Origin of the sequence: Hyunsoonleella aquatilis, from assembly GCF_014270105.1 — a bacterium.
Lineage (GTDB): Bacteria > Bacteroidota > Bacteroidia > Flavobacteriales > Flavobacteriaceae > Jejuia > Jejuia aquatilis.
In genome coordinates, this window is sequence record NZ_JACNMF010000004.1 from 358,344 (window position 1) to 380,743 (window position 22,400).

Genomic DNA, 22,400 nt, shown 5'->3' on the forward strand with positions numbered 1-22,400 from the left:
TTCAATCATTTATGGGAAAGCAAGTAAAGGTTATTATTGTCGCATGCATACTCTTTGGGTTCCCTTTCCTGTTAAAAACAATCGACTTCAAACTTGAAATTTTCCCTTCTGTAACGCTTCCTTCGTATTCTGACCAGGTGAAAACAGATCGGGATCTTCACCTAGTGGAATTTGAACTTTTTGGCATTGATAAATTTGGGAAAGAACAAAAACTTGACCGCCAGAAATTTTTTAGAAGCATTCCTGCAAAATATGCGCCTTGGATTATTAAAAACAGTTTTGGTCTTGAACAAAACAGATATACCGAGCATACTACAGTAAGATTTAATATTACCTACAGAAAGACCATTAACAATACTGAAAAGGACATTGTAAAGACCAAAACATGGCTAAAAGAGGGACTTATAGGTCAGAAATGCCAAGATTCTTTCTTAATTGTTAAAAGAAACAAACTGACGATCTCGGAAAAAACCAGAAGATTAAAAGACAAAGCATTCATTAACGATACCCTATTCCGTCTCTATGATTAATCTGATTTACCGCATTATTTCGAGGTTGGAAAAAAACGCATCGGTGGATGGCAAAAGTTTATCCTTTTACCGCATTGTGTTTGGGGTGCTTTTGCTTGTCTTTTTTTTACCCTCATGGTCGTGGGTCGGTGGCATCCCTCCATCATTTTTCAATCCCAATATTTTTAGTTTTGCTTATTTAACGGGCGGGTATCTGCCTGCTATTGTCTATGAAACCGCAGATATTATCGCCATCATTTTGATTGTGATGATCACCTTGGGTATTCGGGCCAGAATGGCTTTAATAGGCATGTTTTTTATCAGTGCCATAATGTACAGCTACTCCTATAGCTTTGGAAAAATTGACCACAATACCTCTTTTCTAATATTTGCCTACCTCCTCTTGGCATTAACCAACTGCGGACACGAAGTGGCATTGTTGAAGGACAAAAAACTATCGGAAAAAACACAATCGCTTGCCATACTAATCATTGCCTTAATGATATGTTTTGGCTTTTTTACTGCGGGCATTTCTAAATTTATACGTTGGGTAGATTTTGATTTGTCCACCAGCGGTTTTTTGTACTGGTTCAATGGTCAATATTTTTTGGCGAATGAACCCAAAATGTTTTTGCAGGCATACGTTTTCGATATCCCACTTATAGTTTTAGAAATAATGGATTCAGTAGCTTCGATATTTGAAATCAGTGGCATTTTCTTTTTGCTCAAAAGCAAAAGAACGTGGTACATATTTTTACTCCTTGCGAATATATTTCACCTTTCCACGCTATTAATCTTGAATATTGATTTCTCATTAAATCTGCTTACCTATGGTATTTTCATGGTTACGCCAATGTTTTATTCTTGGCAATTTGAAGCTAAAAAAGGGAAGGGTTTAACAAAATGGTTCGTTGGAATTATTAGCTTAATCGCTCTAATTAAGATCATTGCTACACTTTATCAGGTGGAACATCCTTTATTGAATTATTGGTCGAATGATTTGGAAACTCAAAATTATATGTCCCTAGTCTTTTGGGTCATCAGTATTGGCTTACAGATGTATATCTTAAGAAAATGGAACATGCATGGTTTAAAAGAAGGCCAAAGATAAATTATTGGACGTGAAAGATTTTCAGCATCCAATTTTATTTACGAAGTCATTTAATCGTAACGCAAAAGCCCCGAAATGTTATATGCATCCCGGAGCCTTTGGACTAAAATAATTATAAAAAACGAAAAATTATAGCGTTGCCTTAATAGCAGCCTGTGCGGCAACCAAACGTGCAATCGGCACACGATATGGCGAACAGCTTACATAATCCATTCCGACATTATAACAGAATTCCACCGAACTTGGTTCACCACCGTGCTCACCACAGATACCCACCTTTAAATTAGGCTTAGTGCTTCTGCCACGTTCCGTCCCTATTTTCACCAATTGACCAACACCTTCCTGGTCCAACACTTCAAAAGGATCAACTTTTAAAATGCCTTTTTCGATGTAAATTGGTAAGAATTTACCAGCGTCATCACGGGAATAACCAAAGGTCATTTGCGTTAAATCATTGGTTCCGAATGAGAAGAAATCTGCTTTTTCAGCAATCTTATCCGCCATTAACGCAGCTCGTGGAATCTCAATCATGGTGCCGACCAAATATTCCACAGTATCATTTCTCTCTTCAAAAATCAGATTTGCAGTAGATCGGACAATAGTTTCCTGAGCTTCGTACTCCTTTACAGTACCCACCAAAGGAATCATGATTTCAGGCTTACAAATAATCCCTCGTTCTTTCAAATTCAATGCGGCCTCGATAATGGCACGGGTTTGCATTTCGGTAATTTCTGGATAGGTGTTTCCTAACCTACAGCCCCTATGCCCCAACATTGGGTTGAATTCTTCCAATTCGGCTACTTTGTTTTTTACAGCTTGAAGAGAAATATGCATTTCGTCCGCCAAATCTTTTTGGGTTGCTAATTGGTGGGGCACAAACTCGTGCAAGGGTGGATCCAACAAACGAATAGTTACCGCCAAGCCTTCCATGGCCTCAAAAATACCCTCAAAATCTGAGCGTTGCATAGGCAACAAGTCTTCAAGGGCTTGCTTTCTCCCTTTTACGGTATCCGCAAGTATCATTTCACGCATGGCCTTAATTCTATCAAGCTCAAAAAACATATGTTCTGTTCTTGTCAACCCAATCCCCTGTGCGCCAAAATTACGTGCTACTTTTGCATCTTTAGGACTATCGGCATTGGTCCGTACTTTCATTTTGGCATACTTATCGGATAATGACATGATTTCAGCAAATTCGCCACTTAACTCAGGCTCAATAGTGGCTACTTTCCCCTCCAAAATATTTCCTGTTGAACCATTTAAGGAAATCCAATCCCCTTCATGGTATTCATGTTCGCCTACGGTTAAAGTTCTTTTTTTATAGTTGATCTTTAAAGCACCCGCTCCAGAGATACAGCACTTGCCCATGCCCCGTGCCACAACGGCGGCATGGGAAGTCATACCACCCCGTGCGGTTAAAATACCTTTGGCAATATTCATACCTTCCAAATCTTCGGGAGAGGTCTCGATACGTACCAAAATACTATTCTTGTATTTACCAGCTTCATCAGCAAAAAATACAATTTTGCCTGTGGCGGCACCAGGAGAGGCCGGAAGTCCTTGTGCAATTGTTGTTGCTCTTTTTAACGCTTGGGGATCAAATACAGGGTGTAACAATTCGTCTAACTTATTTGGCTCAACCAATAAAAGTGCCTCTTTTTCGTTAATCATCCCTTCCTTGAGCAAATCCATTGCAATTTTCACCATAGCAGCTCCGGTACGCTTTCCGTTTCTGGTCTGCAATATCCACAGCTTACCATCCTGAATAGTGAACTCCATATCCTGCATATCGCGATAGTGCTTTTCCAGAATATCTTGATATTCATTCAATTCTTCAAAAATAGATGGCATTAATTCTTCTAGTGACGGATAATTTTCAGCCCTATCGGTTTCTTCAATTTTTGCCAATTCCGCCCAGCGTTGAGACCCTAATTTGGTAATTTGCTGTGGTGTTCTCACGCCAGCAACCACATCTTCACCTTGGGCATTGATTAAATACTCTCCGTTGAATACATTTTCACCTGTACCGGCATCACGGGTAAAACATACCCCAGTTCCAGAGTTGTTCCCCATATTACCATACACCATGGCCTGAACATTTACGGCCGTACCCCAATCTGCCGGATAGCCATTCATACTTCTGTAATATACCGCTCTATCGCCGTTCCAGCTATTGAACACCGCCATAACAGCCCCCCAAAGCTGTTCCCAAGGATCACTTGGAAAAATTAGACCCTTCCGCTTTCTTATAACATCCTTAAAATCGAAAACCAGATCCTGTAAATCCTGAACCGAAAATTCAGTATCTAATTGAATACCTCGCTTTTCTTTAAGGTTTTCAATGATTTCCTCAAATGGATCGATATCCTCTTTTGACTCAGGTTTCATTCCTAAAACCACCCCACCGTACATTTGGATAAATCGGCGATAGGAGTCCCAGGCAAAGGCTTCATTTTTGGTTTTTTTGGCAAGGCCTAGAACAACCTCATCGTTCATGCCCAAATTAAGAACGGTATCCATCATCCCTGGCATAGAAACCCTTGCGCCCGATCGGACCGAAACCAATAATGGATTTTTCTTATTCCCAAATTCCGTTCCCATAACGGCCTCAATACTTGCTATGGAAGCCTTCACTTCTTCTTTTATCAAATCTATAACTGCTTCCCTTCCTAGGGCGTTATATTCGGTACACACTTCGGTAGTTATCGTAAATCCAGGTGGCACTGGAATTCCAATAGAGCTCATCTCGGCCAAATTGGCCCCTTTACCTCCCAAAAGGTTTTTCATTGAACTGTTGCCGTCGGCCTTTTTGTCTCCAAAACTGAAAACCCGAGCCTTTACATTTTCAAGTATTTCCATGATATTATTTGTTAAATTTCCTGTACCGAAGTGATTCAAACTTTTTCTTTCGCTTAGAAAATGTTGCAAATTCACTCACTTTTCGTTTCTTTTTTTAACCGTAGCTGCGACTATGCTTTTCAAAAAGAGCCTCAATTGAGTAAATTTTCGTTCATCCCGATAATTATCGGGACAAAAAGCCCAAATCACTTCTTTAAAAACTCCAATAAAAGTAGTTTTAAACCACAGAAACATCTATGATAAAAGTCATATATCCCTTGTTATTATTGAAGAATTAACAATTTAACATCTGTTTTTTGTGAATATCGTTTTTTAAAATCCGTATAATGATAAAATCGCAAAAATGGTTTGCAGAAAAATGAGTAGCTACACAAAAAAAGCACCATCATTTTCATGAAGGTGCTTTTCTAACTAACCAAATTTAAAGCTTAGGCAAACTTTAATTTTTTATCAACCGAATTATCTTTTTTTTGGTACGCCTTTACCACCGTGCGCTTCATAAGCAAGGATACTAATAAAGCCACTACAAATAAGCCTGCAAAAACTTTAAGCGTAGTATCTAAAGAGCCCGTAGCGTTCTTGACCATATCATAAATAGTTGGACCCACAACACCTGCTAATCCCCAAGCCGCCAATACCATACCGTGGATGGCTCCTAACTGTTTGGTTCCGAATAAATCTCCCAAAAATGCTGGCAGGGTAGCAAAGCCGCCACCATACATTGTAATTACCGTAAATAGCACTACTAAAAACATTATTTCTATACCAATTTTTGGCAAGAAGAAAAATGCTAAAATTTGGAATCCAAAGAATATAATATAGGTATTGGCACGTCCTAGATAGTCGGATAAAGTGGACCACATAATTCTACCAAGACCATTAAACACACCTATCAGACCTACAATCGTGGCAGCTTCCATTGGGGTATAATTCAGTTTTTCCTGCATCATCGGACTAGCAGCCGAAATAATGGCGATACCACAAGCAATGTTGATAAACATCATAATCCAGATGTAGTAAAAACGTGATGTTTTTAAGGCTTCGTTGGCAGTAATGTTTGCCATATCCTTTTTGATGGTTTTGCCTTCACCTGGTTTGAAACCATCAGGTAAGTATCCCTCTGGAGGTCTTTCAATGTATCTGGCGGACGATAAAATCAGCACCATATAAATTAAACCTAAAACATAAAATGCATTGGAAACGCCAACGGCATCAAACAGCGATTGCATCACAGGGCCGAATATCAGCGCCGCAAAACCAAATCCCATAATGGCCATTCCTGTTGCCAAACCACGTCTGTCCGGAAACCATTTTACCAAGGTACTTACAGGCGTAATGTAGCCCAAACCTAAACCGATACCGCCGATAACGCCATAGCATAAATAAAATAACCATAACGCTTCTAGTTGAACGGCCAATCCCGAACCTAAAATACCAACACCGTAAAAAATACCGGCAGCGGTACCACTAATTCTCGGGCCTACCTTTTCTACCCAACGGCCTAAAAATGCTGCGGAAAGTCCGAGCAATAAAATGGCGATTTTGAATGCCCATTTTATCACACTCCCGTCAACATCAAAAATATCCTTAACAGGGTTGGTCATTACTGAATAGGCATATACCGATCCGATTGAAATGTGTATCCCTACTGCCGAAGCTGCAATCAGCCATCGGTTTTTTAGTTGTTGTGTTTTCATCGTTTTGAAATTTATTGTTGTAGGCTCAGGCTTAGTTTACATACTGTTGCCCCAACTTTTTTAATTAATTCTAACTTCCTTGAAGTAGTTTTTTAAGATGGCTTTCGCGGCATCTATTTCTTCCATAGTGTTTTCCCTTGCATCCTTCAATTCGTATTCCCACCCCATGGTTTCCCATTTATGCACACCCAAGGTATGGTAAGGTTGCAATTCGATTTTTTCTATGGTTTTATAATTTTTAAAATACTCCCCCATGCTGTGTAGGAGTTCTGGTGTATTAGTAATTTCGGGGATCAGCACATATCTCAACCACATTGGTTTTCCTGAGGCTTCGCGATATTTTGCAAAGGTGAATGTAGTGTCCTTGTTTTTTTGTCCTGTAATAAATTGATAACCCTCCTCCGTCATATGTTTAATGTCCAGCATCACCAAATCGGTGTAGTTATCCAAAAGTTCTTCGGAAAAATGATTGAGCAAACGCCCATTGGTGTCCAAATTAGTATGGATGCCCTCTTCTTTCAATCGTTTAAAAAAAGGAATCAATTCTTTTGCCTGCAATAATGGCTCTCCTCCGGACACCGTAACCCCGCCTTTTTTTCCAAAGTAGGCCTTTTCCTTGAGCGCCATTTGCACCAAATCTTCAATATGGTAATCCTTACCGCCGTGTGTGTCAATGGTGTCTGGGTTATGGCAATATTTACATCGGAGTTTACATCCCTGCAAAAAAATCACCATTCTGATACCCGGACCATCATGGGTTCCAAAGGATTCAATTGAATGTACGTGTAATATGTTGTCTGTATGTTGGATGACTTTATATTTTAGAATTATAATAGTTAATATTTGGCAATTAGCATCTGAAAAAGAAGCTTTTATACTTCAATTTCAGATGCAGATGCCTACAAAATATTAAATTAGTTTACATGGACTCATGGAAAGAACGGGTGATGACCTCCATCTGTTGCTCTTTGGTCAATCTTACAAAGTTAACCGCATAACCTGATACACGAATGGTCAACTGAGGGTATTCTTCAGGATGCTCCATTGCGTCAAGCAAGGTTTCCCTATTCAGCACATTCACGTTAAGGTGTTGTGCTTTGTGTACAAAGTATCCATCAATTATGGAAGATAGGTTTTCAATGCGCTCTTCATTATCTGCACCCAAAGATTTTGGTACAATTGAGAAGGTATTTGAAATACCATCCAAAGAATCTTTATAATCAATCTTGGCAACTGAATTCAAAGAAGCAATAGCGCCGTTACAATCACGACCGTGCATTGGGTTTGCCCCCGGTGCAAATGGAATACCTTTGGCTCTACCATCAGGTGTAGCTCCGGTTTTCTTACCGTAAGATACGTTTGAAGTAATGGTCAACACAGACATTGTTGGTTCAGCATCTTTGTAAACCGGTAACTTTTTAAGTTCGTCATTAAAGTCTCTTACTGCATTTGACGCTAAAGTATCCACGCGGTCATCATCATTACCAAAGCAAGGGAATTCACCTTCAATTTTAAAATCTATGGTCAAACCTTCTTCATTTCTAACCGGTCTTACTTTTGCATATTTAATAGCCGATAATGAATCCGCTACAATAGACAGGCCAGCGATACCGTAAGCAATATTAATGCTTGGGTTGGTATCAATCAACGCCATTTGTGCTTTTTCATAATAGTACTTATCGTGCATGTAGTGGATAATATTCATCGAATCGTTATACACACGCGCCACTTCTTTCATGGCTATTTTGAAATTGGCCATTACCTTATCAAAATCCAACACTTCACAAGTGCAAGGCTCGATACCCTTCACCATTTGCTTTCCTGTGATTTCGCAACGTCCACCATTGATAGCCAATAACAGCGTTTTAGCCAAATTGGTACGTGCGCCAAAGAATTGAATGGATTTACCCAAAGATTGGTGAGACACACAACAAGCAATACCATAGTCATCAGTGCCACGCTCATCTCGCATCAACTTGTCATTTTCAAATTGAAGGGAAGATGTGTCAATAGCTACTTTTGAACAGAAATCCTTGAAATTTTGTGGCAACTCTTCAGACCAAAGTACTGTCATGTTTGGTTCAGGCGAAGGGCCTAAGTTATACAGTGTGTTTAGGAAACGGAAAGACGTTTTTGTTACTTTAGTTCTTCCGTCTTCAAACATACCACCAATAGCTTCGGTTACCCAAGTTGGGTCTCCAGCGAATATTTCGTCATAGGCACCCATTCTTAAGTGGCGCACCATACGAAGTTTCATCACAAACTGGTCAATATACTCTTGAGCTTCTTCTTCGGTAATCAACCCTTCTTTGATATCATTCTCGATATAAATATCCAAGAATGTTGATGTGTTTCCTAAAGACATGGCAGCACCATCTTGCTCTTTTACAGCAGCTAAATAGCCCATGTATGTCCATTGCACAGCTTCTCTTGCGTTTTCGGCTGGACGACTTAAATCCAAATCGTATTTTGCACCGAGCGCAATCATTTCTTTAAGCGCCCTGATTTGTTCTGACACTTCTTCACGCAAACGAATCACAGATTCTGTCATAGGCCCTGTGATTTTTGCCAAATCCTTTTTCTTTTCTTCAATTAAGAAATCAATACCATAAAGGGCAACGCGACGGTAATCACCGATAATTCTACCACGTGCGTAGTTGTCAGGCAAGCCTGTTAAAAATCCTAACGAACGGAATTTTCTAATCTCGGCCGTATAGGCATCAAACACGCCGTCGTTATGTGTTTTTACATACTTAGAAAACAATTCGGTTAAAGCGTCATTTGGTTTTACACCATGCTCTGACAATGCTTTTTGTACCACTTTAAAACCTCCAAAAGGCTTCATGGCTCTTTTCAGCAATACATCGGTTTGTAAACCAACAATCACCTCATTTTCCTTATCGATATATCCAGCATCAAAAGCACTAACCGTTGAAACTATTTCGGTATCAACAGAACGTACCCCATTATTTTGGCGTTCTTCCTTGGTTGCTTGTTTGCAAAGCTCCCATAATTTTTCAGTTCTGGCACTTGGGCCAACTAAAAATTCGTGTGTACCGTGGTAAGGTGTAATATTGTTCAATACGAAATCGCGAACGTTCACCTTTTTGGTCCAAACTCCTGGTTTAAATTGTTTAACTTCCATCTCTTTATATATTTAATATTTTGTAAAAAATGTTTGTCTGCTAAGACGTATCAAAGGTAAATACAGCCCTTCTGAAAAAAGATGACAATTGTCATTAAACGCAAGAAATCAATGATTTAACCAATAATTTTTTGAACGCAAACGTTTGAAATTTTAAGTCAAAATAACCACTTTTTCAATATTTCAATTATTTTGATAAATATTCGATCTGTTTTGACAGTAATTTTTAATGAATATCACAACTATTTTCATAAAATATTTCATTATTCATAAAATTATCGGGGCCGAAATCTTATCTTTTTGCAAAATTTTCAAAATAAAGGGCTATTTGAAAATCCTATTTAATTTCATATTTTGCATAATGGCTCTCAAAATTATTCGCTATGAAAGAGATAACAAGACTTTTTGATTTTCCATATTATCAGCAGAACAACCATCCTTTGGATGCGGCTTTGAACACCAAACAAAATGGCCAATGGATAAAAACATCTATTCATGACTATTTGGATAAAGCTAATGCCATCAGTAGGGCGTTGCTAAAATTGGGCGTTAAAAAGAACGATAGAATTGCTGTTATTTCCACCACAAACCGAACGGAATGGAACATTGTTGACATTGGCGTGCTTCAGGTTGGGGCACAAAATATACCGATTTACCCAACTATTAGCTCCGATGATTACGAGTACATTTTAAATCATAGCGAATCTATTTATTGTTTTGTTTCGGATGAAGAGGTATTGGAAAAAGTCAATAAAATCAAAACCAAAACTGGGCTAAAGGAAGTGTATTCCTTTGATGAAATAAAGGGGTGCAAACATTATTCTGAGTTAATTGAACTCGGCAAAGACGATGCCAACCAACCTGAAGTCGAGGCCAGAATGGCCGATGTAAAACCCGAAGAATTGGCCACCATAATTTATACCTCCGGCACTACTGGAAAGCCAAAGGGCGTGATGCTCTCCCATAATAATATTGTGTCCAACGTACTTTCTGCATCCAACAGATTCCCTTTGGAAGCTGAAAACAGAGCCCTAAGCTTTTTGCCGATATGCCACATTTTTGAACGCGTATTTACCTATTTGTACCAATATCGTAGTATTAAAACTTATTATGCCGAGGCGATAGATAAAATTGGAGACAACGCTAGGGAAGTTAGGCCACATACGATGACCGTAGTGCCAAGATTAGTCGAAAAAGTGTACGACAAAATCATGGATAAAGGTGCGGATTTGACTGGCTTCAAAAAGAAACTGTTCTTTTGGGCAGTCGAGCTTGGAGCAGTATTTAAACCCTATAAGCAGAATGGTTTTCTATATGAATTAAAATTGTCAGTTGCGCGCAAATTGATTTTCAGTAAATGGCAGGCAGCCTTGGGCGGTGAAATTGTTTTTATGGCCTCCGGAAGTGCGGCATTGCAGTCGCGATTGGGACGGATTTTTGGCGCGGCCCAAATGCCTATTATGGAGTGCTACGGATTGACCGAAACCTCACCAGGTATTTCAGCGAGCGATAGACGCAACGGAGGGTGGAAAATCGGCTACGTGGGCAGGGTGATTGATGGTGTTGAAGTTAAAATAGCTGAAGATGGCGAGATACTCTGCAAAGGCCCCAATGTAATGATGGGTTATTACAAAGACCCTGAGAAAACAGCCTCGGTGATGACGGGCGATTACTTTCATACCGGTGATAAAGGTGAAATTGACGCTGATGGTTTCCTCAAAATTACTGGGCGTAAAAAAGAAATGTTTAAAACCTCAGGCGGGAAATATATTATCCCTACCCTTTTGGAAAATCAATTGAAACAATCGCGATTTATCGAACAGATCATGGTAATTGGAGAAGGCGAAAAAATGCCTGCCGCACTCATACAACCTAACTTTGAATTTTTGCAGGATTGGATCGAACGGAAAAATCATTCGGTAGGAAATACTTTAGAAGACATATGCAGTTCCGAAATTGTACAAAAGCGCATTCAAAAGGAAGTTGACAAATGCAACCAAAAATTTGGCAAGTGGGAGCAGATCAAAAAATTTGAAATCACCCCCGAAGAATGGTCCATCGACGCCGGCCACCTTACCCCTACCATGAAAATGAAACGGGATGTGATTAAAAAAATGTATGCCGATTTGATTGAGCGGATTTATAGGCCATAGTTTTTAAAAACATATTATTTACAATTGAAATCAATATGAAATGATAAGAGCAATACTTTCAATGATTATCACTTTTCTATTCTTAGATAATATTAGTGCTCAAAATACCATTACGTTTCAAGTGGATGTAACTCATGAAGAATCCGCAAAAGAAGTTGGTATACGCGGTGGCTTCGCACCTCTTTCTTGGAACGAAAATCTACTTATGCAGGACATCGATGGTAATGGTGTCTATAAAATAACCATTGAGTTTCCTGATTCACTAACAGGAAAAACCTTAGAGTATAAGTTTCTTAAGGATAACATTTGGGAGCGACAGGACGTAAACAATCGCAAACTATTTTTAACTGGTAAGAAGCAAATTTTACCAGCCAATACATGGAAAATACACAGTGATGCGTATTTGTTCAATAAAATGAGTAGGTCGTATTTTGGAAAATTTGTATTCATTTTTCATTCAGGCAAAAAACAAGGCAAGACACCAAAAGAGATTGTTTGGGAAATGATCGAATATTACAGCTGGCGTCCGAGCGATTGGCCCTCAAAACCCAGTGACATAATGGACAGGATAAAGTCCGGACAAGAAGGACATAAAGGTTCATTTTTTGAAATACTTGTTGACAAACCCAATAGAGTCAAATTTATAATGGGTAGGTATTGGAGAGAATGGTTCGATTTATATGGCGCAGGCCTAGGCATTGATGAGAAAGGTGTTATTCAGGGCGTGTCCAAGGAAGACCTTGAAACATATTACAGTACTTGGATTGAATATTACTGCAATAAGAACGACAAGAATTGGGAATTATCAATTGAGGATGACGGTGAATCGAAATGGATTGTAACTATTACAAATCCTCAGTAATTAAAACTTTGGCTAAATTTGTTTAAAGCTACCTACAATACACACCCCCTGTAATGCCTTCTATTCCAATTTTTTAGTACTTTTAAGCATAACCAATTAAAAACTAATACAATGAAAACAAAAAATTTTCTAGTTTCAGGTATTGTCGGTGGTATCGTCGATTTCCTTTTAGGATGGCTATTTTATGGTATCCTTTTTGCCAACGTGTTTCCACAACCAGAAGAAAGCAGTTCAACCATGCTGTACATCTTTTTGGGCTGTATCACTTTTGGGCTTTTTGTTGCCTATATTTATACCAAATGGGCGCAAATTACTACGGCCGCAACTGGTGCTAAAGCGGGTGCAATTATTGGGCTATTTATCGGTTTGTTTTACAATTTCTTCAACATGGCTATGGTACCAGGCATGGAATTGCAACTCGCAGCACTTGATGTGGGCATTTCTATTGTAATGACTACCATTATTGGTGCTGTTATTGGAGCAATAAATGGAAAATTGGGCTAATACTTAAATATCATATTATTCTTAAAACCACCCGATCTTGGGTGGTTTTTTTAATGTTTACAACAGAGAACACATTTATTTTATTTATTATGCATGCATAATATATTTTTATTATATTTGGGAATTCTAACTCTCAAGAATGAAGGACAAAACTATAGATTATGTATTGCGAACAACGTGGTTAACCGTGAACAAGATGTACAACGAAGAAGCATCAAAGTTTGAGAGTACTATGGCCACAGGATTCACATTATTAAGCATCGACCCTGAAAAAGGAACGCCTTCTACAGCTCTTGGTCCTAAAATGGGTATGGAGGCCACAAGTTTGTCGCGTATTTTAAAAACCATGGAAAAAAGGGGTTTAATTGAGCGGCATCCAAACCCTAACGACGGCAGGGGCGTCCTCATTCATTTAACCGATTTCGGCAAGGAAAAACGAGACCTTTCAAAAGAAAAGGTTCTCACATTTAACGAAACCATAAGAGAGCACATTCCTGAGGAAAAAATCAACCATTTTTATGAAGTTGCCGAAACGATTAATGAAATGGTCTGCAATAAAAAAATTTATAACAATAAATAGAAGTTTAAACACGAATGGGTAAACGCATAATTAAAAAAGTTGCCGTAATTGGTTCTGGTATTATGGGAAGCGGTATTGCTTGTCATTTTGCCAATATTGGCGTGGAAGTATTGTTACTTGATATCGTCCCAAGAGAATTGTCGGAAGCTGAAAACGCGAAAGGACTCACATTAGAGGATAAAATCGTTAGAAATCGCTTGGTAAACGATGCCTTAAAAACTGCCTTAAAATCCAAGCCCTCCCCTATTTATCATCAAAAATTTGCCAATAGGATTACTACCGGAAATTTGGAAGACGATATTGCGAAAGTAAAGGATGTAGATTGGATTATTGAAGTGGTAGTGGAGCGTTTGGATATCAAACAAAAAGTGTTCGAAAATCTTGAAAAGCATAGAACTCCGGGTACGTTGATTACGAGTAACACTTCTGGTATTCCTATCAAATTTATGAGCAAAGGAAGAAGTGAGGATTTCCAAAAGCATTTTTGTGGTACCCACTTTTTTAATCCGCCTAGATATTTAAAGCTGTTTGAAATTATCCCAGGGCCAAAGACCGATGCTTCTGTTTTGGAATTCTTAAACAATTACGGTGAACAGTATTTGGGCAAAACTTCAGTGGTGGCGAAAGATACCCCGGCCTTTATAGGAAATCGCGTTGGTATTTTCAGTATCATGAGTTTATTCCACGCCGTAAAGGAGATGGATTTAACTGTTGAAGAAGTGGATAAACTAACAGGCCCAGTAATCGGAAGGCCAAAATCTGCAACCTTTAGAACGGTTGATGTTGTCGGTTTGGATACTTTGGTGCACGTAGCCAATGGTATTGCCGATAATTGCAAAGATGATGAGCGTTTGGAACTGTTTAAACTACCAGATTTTATCCATACGATGGTAGAGAATAAATGGTACGGTAGCAAAACAGGTCAAGGGTTTTATAAAAAACAGGTCACAGATGGTAAAAAGGAAATTTTATCGTTGGACCTAAACACTTTGGAATACCGCTCAGCCAAAAAAGCAAAATTCGCAACACTGGAATTGACCAAATCTATTGATAAGGTTATTGACCGATTTAAAGTACTGGTTTCAGGAGAAGATAAGGCTGGGGAGTTTTATAGAAAATCTTTCGGCCAATTATTCGCGTATGTAACCCATCGTATTCCCGAAATTTCAGATGAATTGTACAAGATTGATGATGCCATGAAAGCTGGTTTTGGCTGGGAACATGGCCCTTTCCAAATATGGGATGCTATCGGTGTTGAAAAAGGTTTGGAATTGATGAAGGCTGAAGGATTGGAACCTGCTTCTTGGATCAATGATATGTTAAGTTCTGATAGTAAGTCTTTTTATACCGTTCAAAATGGAGCAACTTATTATTATGATATTTCTTCAAAATCTCAGGTGAAAGTTCCAGGACAGGATTCCTTTATCATTTTGGATAACATCAGGAAATCGAATGAAGTTTTCAAAAATTCTGGCGTTGTAATCGAAGATTTAGGTGATGGTATTTTGAATTGTGAATTTCAATCTAAAATGAATACCATTGGCGGTGATGTTTTGGCCGGTCTGAACAAAGCCATCGACCTCGCCGAAAAGGATTTTGACGGTCTGGTAATTGGCAACCAAGGTGCTAACTTTTCAGTAGGGGCAAACATCGGGATGATTTTTATGATGGCCGTTGAGCAGGAATATGACGAATTGAATATGGCCATCAAATATTTTCAGGACACCATGATGAGGATGCGCTATTCGGCCATTCCGACAGTATCAGCGCCTCATGGCATGTCCTTAGGAGGAGCCTGTGAATTGTCCATGCACGCTGATAAAGTTGTGGCGGCCGCCGAAACCTATATTGGTTTGGTTGAGTTTGGCGTTGGTGTTATTCCAGGGGGAGCTGGCTCCAAAGAAATGGCTTTGCGAGCATCGGACACTTTCAAAAAAGGCGATGTGGAATTGAATGTGCTTCAAGAATATTTTCTGACTATCGGTATGGCAAAGGTTTCCACTTCTGCATACGAAGCTTATGATTTAGGCATTCTGCAAAAGGGAAAAGATGTTGTTGTAGTTAATAAAGACAGACAGATAGCCACGGCAAAAGCACATGCTAGATTAATGGCTGATGCCGGTTATACGCAGCCCGTAAAGCGCAAGGATGTGAAAGTTTTGGGCAAGCAGGCTTTGGCCATGTTCTTGGTAGGGACGGATGCCATGGAAAATAGTAATTATATCAGCGAGCACGACCAAAAAATTGCCAATAAATTGGCCTATGTAATGGCGGGAGGTGATTTATCAGAACCAACACTCGTTTCCGAGCAATATCTGTTGGATTTGGAACGCGAGGCATTTTTAAGTCTGTGTACAGAACGCAAAACTCTGGAACGTATTCAGCACATGTTGACAAAGGGGAAACCGCTACGCAATTAAGGCCCCTCCTAGCCTCCCCGAAGGGGAAGAACTGATTTCTTATTGTAAAAGAATATTTTGAAAGATAAAAATTAAAAATACCCCGAGTTAGTTTCTCCCCCTTCTGGGGGAGTTAGAGGGGGCATCTTATGAAACAAGCATATATAGTAAAAGCATACAGAACTGCCGTGGGCAAGGCACCACGAGGTGTTTTCCGATTCAAACGAACAGATGAGTTGGCCGCTGAAACCATTCAGCATATGATGAAAGAATTACCAGAATTGGACAAAAAACGTATAGACGATGTGATTGTGGGCAATGCCATGCCAGAAGGCTCTCAGGGTCTAAATATGGCGAGGCTCATTTCCCTGATGGGCTTGGACATTGTAGATGTCCCTGGGGTAACGGTCAATCGCTTTTGTTCGTCTGGGGTTGAGACCATTGCTATTGCAGCCGCTAAAATTCAAGCTGGAATGGCAGATTGCATTATTGCTGGAGGAGCCGAAAGCATGAGTGCAGTACCAATGACGGGTTTTAAAACCGAATTGAACTATGACGATGTCGTAAAAAAGGGGAATGAAGAATATTATTGGGGCATGGGCAATACAGCCGAGGCCGTTGCAAACGAATTCAAAGTATCTCGCGAGGACCAAGATGAATTCGCTTATAATTCCCATATGAAAGCGCTAAAGGCTCAGGCTGAAAACAGATTTCAGGACCAAATTGTTCCGATTGATGTTGAACAGACCTATGTGGATGAAAATGGTAAAAAAGTAACTAAATCATACACTGTAACTAAAGACGAAGGGCCAAGAAAAGGCACAAACTTGGAAGCCCTTGCAAAGTTGCGTCCGGTATTTGCTCAAGGTGGTAGCGTTACGGCAGGTAACTCTTCCCAGATGAGTGACGGTGCGGCTTTTGTGATGTTAATGAATGAGGATATGGTCAAGGAATTGAAGCTTGAACCCATTGCCCGTTTAGTAAACTACGCGGCTGCCGGTGTTGAACCACGAATTATGGGTATCGGACCGGTTAAAGCCATTCCAAAGGCATTGGGGCTTGCCGGCCTGAAACAAAAGGATTTAGAGTTAATAGAACTCAACGAAGCCTTTGCATCCCAATCCTTGGCTGTAATTCGAGAACTGAATTTGAATCCAGATATAGTGAATGTTAATGGAGGTGCTATAGCACTTGGCCACCCCTTGGGATGTACAGGGGCTAAGCTTTCGGTGCAACTATTTGACGAAATGCGGAAACGAGATATGAAAGGTAAATATGGAGCTGTGACCATGTGCGTAGGTACTGGACAAGGCGCCTGTGGAATTTTTGAATTTTTAAACTAAAAATAAGCAATGGAAGCTCAAGAAAAAGATATTATTAGAGGTAGTCAATTTTTGGTAAAGGAAGCCAATTGCGAAGACATTTTTACACCTGAAGATTTTAACGAGGATCAGCTTATGATGAAAGAAGCGGTCACTGAGTTTGTGGATCGCGAAATATGGGCTAAAAAAGCTCAATTCGAACAAAAAGATTATGCTTTGACGGAGTCCTGTATGAGACAAGCTGGTGAACTTGGATTTTTAAGCGTTTCAGTGCCAGAAGAATACGGTGGCATGGGCATGGGATTTGTAGATACAGTCTTAGTCTGTGATTTTATTTCGGGTGCGACAGGCTCTTTCAGTACGGCCTTTGGTGCACACACCGGTATTGGCACTATGCCCATAACACTTTATGGAAATGAAGAACAAAAACAAAAATACGTTCCTAAATTAGCAACAGGTGAATGGTTTGGTTCCTATTGTTTAACTGAGCCTACCGCAGGAAGTGATGCCAATTCTGGTCGCACAAAAGCCGTACTTTCTGAAGATGGTAAAACCTATAAAATTACTGGGCAGAAAATGTGGATTTCCAATGCAGGGTTCTGCCGCTTGATGATTGTTTTTGCGAGAATTGAAGATGATAAAAATATCACTGGATTCATAGTAGAGTACGACCCTGAAAATCCTAATGGTATCACTATGGGCGAGGAAGAACACAAATTGGGTATCCGAGCCTCTTCTACAAGACAAGTATTTTTTAATGAAACCATTGTCCCAGTTGAAAACATGCTTTCCGAAAGAGGCAATGGCTTCAAAATTGCTATGAATGCACTTAATGTGGGCAGAATTAAGTTGGCCGCAGCTTGTTTGGACGCACAACGACGTACCATTACGGAGTCCGTAAAATATGCCAATGAACGTGTCCAATTTAAAGTGCCGATTTCAAGTTTTGGTGCGATCCGTCAGAAGGTTGCTGAAATGGCTACCAATTGTTGGGTGGGAGAAGCCGCGTGTTATCGCGCTTCAAAAGACATTGAAAACCGTATCGAGTTGAGAAAAAATAATGGCAAAGATTCGCATCAGGAAGCAGAACTGAAAGGTGTTGAGGAATACGCTATCGAATGTTCTATTTTAAAAGTAGCAGTTTCAGAATTCATTCAAAATTGTACGGATGAGGGCATTCAGATTTTTGGAGGCATGGGCTTTTCAGAAGAGACACCTATCGAATCCGCATGGCGTGATGCCCGTATTTCAAGGATTTACGAAGGCACCAACGAAATCAATAGGATGCTATGTGTAGGCATGTTGATCAAAAAAGCTATGAAAGGACATGTGGATGTTTTAACACCTGCAATGGCTGTTAAAGAAGAATTAATGGGCATTCCTTCGTTTGAAGTTCCCAATTACACTGAATTGTTTTCAGAAGAAAAAAACATTGTCAAAAATCTTAAGAAGTTGTTCCTGATGGTGGCGGGTGCCGCTCTTCAGAAATACGGTGAAAAAATTGAGCAACAGCAACAATTAATGTTAGCTGCTTCAGATATTATGATTCAGATTTATTTGGCAGAATCCGCAATTCTTCGCGCTGAAAAAATGGCGAAAAAAGAAGGTGAGGAGAATGTGAAAGAACAAATCGCTATGGCGAAGTTGAATTTGTTCCACGCCATCGACGTTATCGAAACTGCTGGAAAACATTCCATCATTTCTTTCTCGGAAGGAGACGAGCAAAAAATGATGTTGATGGGATTGAGACGATATATCAAATATGTCAATATGCCAAACATCATAGAATTGAGGCATACTATCGCTGAGAAAGTAATCAAAGAAAACAAATATTGTTTTTGAGATTAGAATAATAATCTCCCCGTGACTAATTCAAATGTAAAATGCGTCTCAAATTCGGTTTTGGGGCGTTTTTTAATTACTTCAATCTTTATTGCGTATTAAGAAAATGAAAAATGCTGAACTTGGAGGCATGGTTTTTGAAAAAGTAAACGATAATGAAATGTATGCTTTTATGGACATCAAAAATAAATATGGTTCCACCGAAACTTATAAAGTCAATTATATTAAACCCTTAGGGTTGCCTCTTATTTTAAAAAACTGTAAATTCGGAGTATGTTCTGCTTAATTCAAAAGCCAATGCGCAGATTTAAACTTGTCATTTTTCTAATTGCCATTTGTTTCACTACAGGTTTGACTGCTCAAGCCCTTCTATATGAAAAAAAGAATTTCACCAGACAGGACACCCTGAGAGGAAGTGTCACCCCTGAACGTGAATGGTGGGATTTGACCTATTATCATCTGGATATTAAGGTTGATCCAGATAAAAAATTCATTTCCGGAAAAAACACAATTCAATATAAAGTATTGAAGCCGCATTCTGTCATGCAAATTGATTTGCAGGAGCCTATGCAACTTGTAAGCGCTGTTCAAAACGGGGACACTTTGGACATAAAACATGACGGGAATGCACACTTCATTTCATTACTTCAACCCCAAGATATTGGTACCATAAACGAAATTGAAGTGTTTTATAAAGGCCAGCCCAGAGAAGCCGTCAACCCGCCATGGGATGGAGGTATTTCATGGACAAAAGACAAAAATGGGAATCACTTCATTGCATCGTCCTGTCAAGGTTTGGGCGCCAGTGTTTGGTGGCCATGCAAGGATCATATGTACGATGAAGTGGATAGTATGAAAATAAGTGTAAATGTTCCGGATAAACTTGTTAATGTGTCCAACGGAAGATTAACACTGGTAGAACAAATAGGGGACACCAAAACCTACCATTGGGCAGTCAAAAATCCCATAAATAATTATGGCGTGAATATCAATATTGGAGATTATGTGAATTTTTCGGAGAAATATGATGGCATGGCTGGCAATTTAGATATGGACTATTATGTACTAAGTTATAACCTCGATAAAGCCAAGAAACAATTCAAACAGGCACCAAAAACAATTGAGGCTTTTGAACATTGGTTTGGTCAATACCCATTTTACGCAGATAGCTACAAATTGGTAGAAACACCTTATCTAGGGATGGAGCACCAAAGTTCGGTAACCTATGGCAATGGATATCAAAATGGGTACTTGGGAAAAGATTGGTCCGGTACGGGCTGGGGATCAAAGTTTGATTATATTATCGTTCATGAATCCGGACACGAATGGTTTGCCAATAACATTACCAATAAGGACATTGCCGATATGTGGATTCATGAGAGTTTTACGGCATATTCTGAAAACTTGTATTTGGACTATCATTTTGGTAAAGAGGCATCATCGGCATATGTTATTGGTACACGAAGGGCCATAGTCAATGACCGCCCCATCATAGGACATTACAATGTTAACAAAGAAGGTTCTGGAGATATGTATTTCAAAGGGGCTAACATGTTGCACACCCTCCGTCAATTAATTGAAGATGATGAAAAATGGCGAAAAATTCTGCGCAAAATGAATGTGGAGTTTTACCATCAAACGGTAACCACTCAACAAATTGAGTCTTTTTTAAGCAAAGAAACAGGTATTGACCTGACTGAATTTTTTAATCAATATCTGAGAACTATTCAAATTCCGACACTTGAATATTCGATAGACAAAAAAAGCTTAAAATACCGATGGATCAACATTGTTGAAGGGTTCGATATGCCCATTCAAATTGAAATCAACGGCGAAAGTCAATGGCTATTTCCGAAGGCGGATTGGCATATTTTAAAGACTGATTCCAAAATAAAGTCTTTTGAAATCGACCCTGGTTTTTATGTCCTTTCCAAACAGATTTAAGATTTGAAAGACTTACCTGAGCTTTATTTTGAGCGCGACGCGGATTGGTACGATTGGCTATTGCAAAACCATTCCAAAATCAATGGAGTTTACCTCATTTTCTACAAACTTGAAATGAATACACCCACCATGCGCTGGGAAGAAGCTGTAAAAGTTGCGCTATGTTTTGGCTGGATTGATTCCACGGTAAAAAGCTTGGGCAACGGACGACGACGCCAATATTTCTGTCCTAGAAATCCCAAAAGTACGTGGAGTGCACTTAATAAAAAATATATTGAGGAGCTGGAACAGTCAGGATTGATTCAGGAATCCGGTTATCAGATGATTGAATTGGCCAAAACCACCGGAACGTGGAGTGCCATGGATGATGTTGAAAACGGTATTATCCCCAAAGATCTTCAAAAGGCCTTTGATAAAAATGAGCGCGCCTTTGAAAACTACCAAAACTTTTCCAAGGGGTACAGAAAAAGTTACTTGTCTTGGTTGCATATTGCCAAACGCGAAGCAACGCGACAAAAACGTATTTCCGAAATCATTAGCCTTTGCCATGAAAATATAAAATCCAGAGACACCTACTAAATCATTCAAGGATAAATAAAGGACTCAATATCAGATTTGGATAATTTGGGGTTTGCACCTTCATTTTTAGCCACTAAAGCACCAACCCCACAAGCAATATCCACTGCTTTTTGAGGGTCAATTTCATTTAGTAATTGACTAATAAGTGTCCCTAAAAAAGAATCACCGGCACCTACAGTGTCCTTCACTTTGATTTGATAACCGCTGTTGTAGTACAGTTGCCCATCATAAAGTAAAACGGCACCGTGCTCACCTTTTGTAACGCAAATATGTTGGGTATTGGTTTGCTTTGAAATGAACTTTAAATTCTGCTCCAGTCCATTGTATTCCGAATTCAAATAGCCTGCAACTTCGTAAAGCTCCTCATCATTAAACTTGATAAAATTGGCCTTATTCATCAAATCAATCAACATATTTTTTGAATAATGAGGTGGCCGTAAATTCAAATCGAAAACACTGTACTTTGCTAAATCTATGAGACTCAAAAGGGTTTGTTTTGAAACCTCATCCCTAGTAACCAAACTTCCAAAAACGAGGGCATCAGATGATGCTACCGTTTCTTTTAATCCATCCGACAGTTCAATTTTATCCCACGCCCTAGGGTGCTCAATTTGATAAGAAGCAGAACCTTTTTTATTTAATGCTACGGTGACTTCCCCGGTACTAAATTTATCTTTTTTTTGTACAAATGAAGTATTCAATCCGTTTTCAACCAAAAAGTTCAACAACATCTGTCCGTTTTCATCTTTCCCGATGGCACTTACCATGGCAACATCATTTCCAAAGGAAGCCAAACGAAGTGCCACATTTAAGGGTGCACCACCAATTTTTTTTTCGCCATTTGGAAATATATCCCAAAGCACTTCACCGAAACAGACTATTTTGGGCATGAAC

The 22,400-nt window shown here is 39.3% G+C and carries 17 protein-coding genes; 12 read left to right on the top strand and 5 right to left on the bottom strand.

Going from position 1 to position 22,400, the window contains the following annotated elements; translation table 11 throughout:
- Positions 1-11 precede the first annotated feature (11 nt).
- Positions 12-530, top strand: coding sequence for a hypothetical protein (locus H7U19_RS13170; protein WP_186563101.1), 519 nt, complete (start codon positions 12-14; stop codon positions 528-530).
- Complete coding sequence (locus tag H7U19_RS13175) at positions 523-1,620, top strand: hypothetical protein (RefSeq protein ID WP_186563103.1); 1,098 nt, start codon at positions 523-525, stop codon at positions 1,618-1,620. Before H7U19_RS13170 ends, H7U19_RS13175 begins: the two co-directional genes overlap by 8 nt.
- A 129-nt stretch (positions 1,621-1,749) precedes the next feature.
- Here the strand turns inward: H7U19_RS13175 and ppdK are convergent, their stop codons facing one another.
- From ppdK to pflB, 4 genes are all read right to left on the bottom strand, one after another.
- Entirely contained in the window at positions 1,750-4,479 is a 2,730-nt protein-coding gene (gene ppdK, locus H7U19_RS13180; protein ID WP_186563105.1) for a pyruvate, phosphate dikinase, read from the bottom strand.
- A 428-nt stretch (positions 4,480-4,907) separates the two neighbouring features.
- Positions 4,908-6,176: an L-lactate MFS transporter gene (locus H7U19_RS13185; protein ID WP_186563107.1), complete on the bottom strand. Its 1,269-nt coding sequence runs from the start codon at positions 6,174-6,176 to the stop codon at positions 4,908-4,910.
- A gap of 60 nt (positions 6,177-6,236) precedes the next feature.
- Positions 6,237-7,019 carry a pyruvate formate-lyase-activating protein gene (pflA, locus tag H7U19_RS13190; protein ID WP_343069109.1) on the bottom strand — a complete coding sequence of 261 codons (783 nt, stop codon included), beginning with the start codon at positions 7,017-7,019 and terminating at the stop codon, positions 6,237-6,239.
- Between the two features lie 76 nt (positions 7,020-7,095).
- Positions 7,096-9,321 carry a formate C-acetyltransferase gene (pflB, locus tag H7U19_RS13195; RefSeq protein WP_186563109.1) on the bottom strand — a complete coding sequence of 742 codons (2,226 nt, stop codon included), beginning with the start codon at positions 9,319-9,321 and terminating at the stop codon, positions 7,096-7,098.
- A 383-nt stretch (positions 9,322-9,704) separates the two neighbouring features.
- Between pflB and H7U19_RS13200 the strand changes: the two genes are divergently transcribed.
- From H7U19_RS13200 to H7U19_RS13245, 10 genes are all read left to right on the top strand, one after another.
- Positions 9,705-11,474 (top strand): AMP-dependent synthetase/ligase, encoded by a 1,770-nt coding sequence (locus tag H7U19_RS13200; protein WP_186563112.1) that lies wholly within the window; start codon positions 9,705-9,707, stop codon positions 11,472-11,474.
- 40 nt (positions 11,475-11,514) lie between these two features.
- Positions 11,515-12,336, top strand: a complete 822-nt coding sequence (locus tag H7U19_RS13205) for a CBM20 domain-containing protein (protein WP_186563115.1) — start codon at positions 11,515-11,517, stop codon at positions 12,334-12,336.
- Between the two features lie 111 nt (positions 12,337-12,447).
- A complete protein-coding gene (locus H7U19_RS13210; RefSeq protein WP_186563117.1) occupies positions 12,448-12,840 on the top strand; it encodes a DUF1761 family protein in 393 nt (130 codons plus the stop codon).
- Positions 12,841-12,979: 139 nt separating this feature from the next.
- Positions 12,980-13,420 (top strand): MarR family winged helix-turn-helix transcriptional regulator, encoded by a 441-nt coding sequence (locus H7U19_RS13215; protein WP_186563119.1) that lies wholly within the window; start codon positions 12,980-12,982, stop codon positions 13,418-13,420.
- 14 nt (positions 13,421-13,434) lie between these two features.
- Positions 13,435-15,840, top strand: a complete 2,406-nt coding sequence (locus H7U19_RS13220; protein ID WP_186563121.1) for a 3-hydroxyacyl-CoA dehydrogenase/enoyl-CoA hydratase family protein — start codon at positions 13,435-13,437, stop codon at positions 15,838-15,840.
- 128 nt (positions 15,841-15,968) lie between these two features.
- Positions 15,969-17,162: an acetyl-CoA C-acyltransferase gene (locus H7U19_RS13225; protein WP_186563123.1), complete on the top strand. Its 1,194-nt coding sequence runs from the start codon at positions 15,969-15,971 to the stop codon at positions 17,160-17,162.
- Between the two features lie 9 nt (positions 17,163-17,171).
- The gene (locus H7U19_RS13230; RefSeq protein ID WP_186563125.1) at positions 17,172-18,983 is read left to right on the top strand and encodes an acyl-CoA dehydrogenase family protein; all 1,812 of its coding nucleotides are present in this window, start codon (positions 17,172-17,174) and stop codon (positions 18,981-18,983) included.
- 106 nt (positions 18,984-19,089) lie between these two features.
- Positions 19,090-19,269, top strand: a complete 180-nt coding sequence (locus H7U19_RS13235) for a hypothetical protein (RefSeq protein ID WP_186563128.1) — start codon at positions 19,090-19,092, stop codon at positions 19,267-19,269.
- Between the two features lie 11 nt (positions 19,270-19,280).
- Positions 19,281-20,927, top strand: a complete 1,647-nt coding sequence (locus H7U19_RS13240) for a M1 family metallopeptidase (RefSeq protein WP_186563129.1) — start codon at positions 19,281-19,283, stop codon at positions 20,925-20,927.
- A 3-nt stretch (positions 20,928-20,930) separates the two neighbouring features.
- Positions 20,931-21,506: a YdeI/OmpD-associated family protein gene (locus tag H7U19_RS13245; RefSeq protein WP_186563131.1), complete on the top strand. Its 576-nt coding sequence runs from the start codon at positions 20,931-20,933 to the stop codon at positions 21,504-21,506.
- Between the two features lie 5 nt (positions 21,507-21,511).
- Here the strand turns inward: H7U19_RS13245 and H7U19_RS13250 are convergent, their stop codons facing one another.
- Entirely contained in the window at positions 21,512-22,396 is an 885-nt protein-coding gene (locus tag H7U19_RS13250) for a carbohydrate kinase family protein (protein WP_186563133.1), read from the bottom strand.
- Positions 22,397-22,400 lie beyond the last annotated feature (4 nt).

What these genes read in the sequence shown, in the direction of transcription:
- H7U19_RS13200 (WP_186563112.1), top strand. Translation starts at nt 9,705, where the DNA reads ATGAAAGAGATAACAAGACTTTTTGATTTTCCATATTATCAGCAGAAC.
- H7U19_RS13205 (WP_186563115.1), top strand. Translation starts at nt 11,515, where the DNA reads ATGATAAGAGCAATACTTTCAATGATTATCACTTTTCTATTCTTAGAT.
- H7U19_RS13215 (WP_186563119.1), top strand. Translation starts at nt 12,980, where the DNA reads ATGAAGGACAAAACTATAGATTATGTATTGCGAACAACGTGGTTAACC.
- H7U19_RS13240 (WP_186563129.1), top strand. Translation starts at nt 19,281, where the DNA reads ATGCGCAGATTTAAACTTGTCATTTTTCTAATTGCCATTTGTTTCACT.
- H7U19_RS13230 (WP_186563125.1), top strand. Translation starts at nt 17,172, where the DNA reads ATGGAAGCTCAAGAAAAAGATATTATTAGAGGTAGTCAATTTTTGGTA.
- H7U19_RS13175 (WP_186563103.1), top strand. Translation starts at nt 523, where the DNA reads ATGATTAATCTGATTTACCGCATTATTTCGAGGTTGGAAAAAAACGCA.
- H7U19_RS13235 (WP_186563128.1), top strand. Translation starts at nt 19,090, where the DNA reads ATGAAAAATGCTGAACTTGGAGGCATGGTTTTTGAAAAAGTAAACGAT.
- H7U19_RS13250 (WP_186563133.1), bottom strand. Translation starts at nt 22,396, where the DNA reads ATGCCCAAAATAGTCTGTTTCGGTGAAGTGCTTTGGGATATATTTCCA.
- ppdK (WP_186563105.1), bottom strand. Translation starts at nt 4,479, where the DNA reads ATGGAAATACTTGAAAATGTAAAGGCTCGGGTTTTCAGTTTTGGAGAC.
- pflB (WP_186563109.1), bottom strand. Translation starts at nt 9,321, where the DNA reads ATGGAAGTTAAACAATTTAAACCAGGAGTTTGGACCAAAAAGGTGAAC.
- H7U19_RS13185 (WP_186563107.1), bottom strand. Translation starts at nt 6,176, where the DNA reads ATGAAAACACAACAACTAAAAAACCGATGGCTGATTGCAGCTTCGGCA.
- H7U19_RS13210 (WP_186563117.1), top strand. Translation starts at nt 12,448, where the DNA reads ATGAAAACAAAAAATTTTCTAGTTTCAGGTATTGTCGGTGGTATCGTC.
- H7U19_RS13225 (WP_186563123.1), top strand. Translation starts at nt 15,969, where the DNA reads ATGAAACAAGCATATATAGTAAAAGCATACAGAACTGCCGTGGGCAAG.
- H7U19_RS13170 (WP_186563101.1), top strand. Translation starts at nt 12, where the DNA reads ATGGGAAAGCAAGTAAAGGTTATTATTGTCGCATGCATACTCTTTGGG.
- H7U19_RS13220 (WP_186563121.1), top strand. Translation starts at nt 13,435, where the DNA reads ATGGGTAAACGCATAATTAAAAAAGTTGCCGTAATTGGTTCTGGTATT.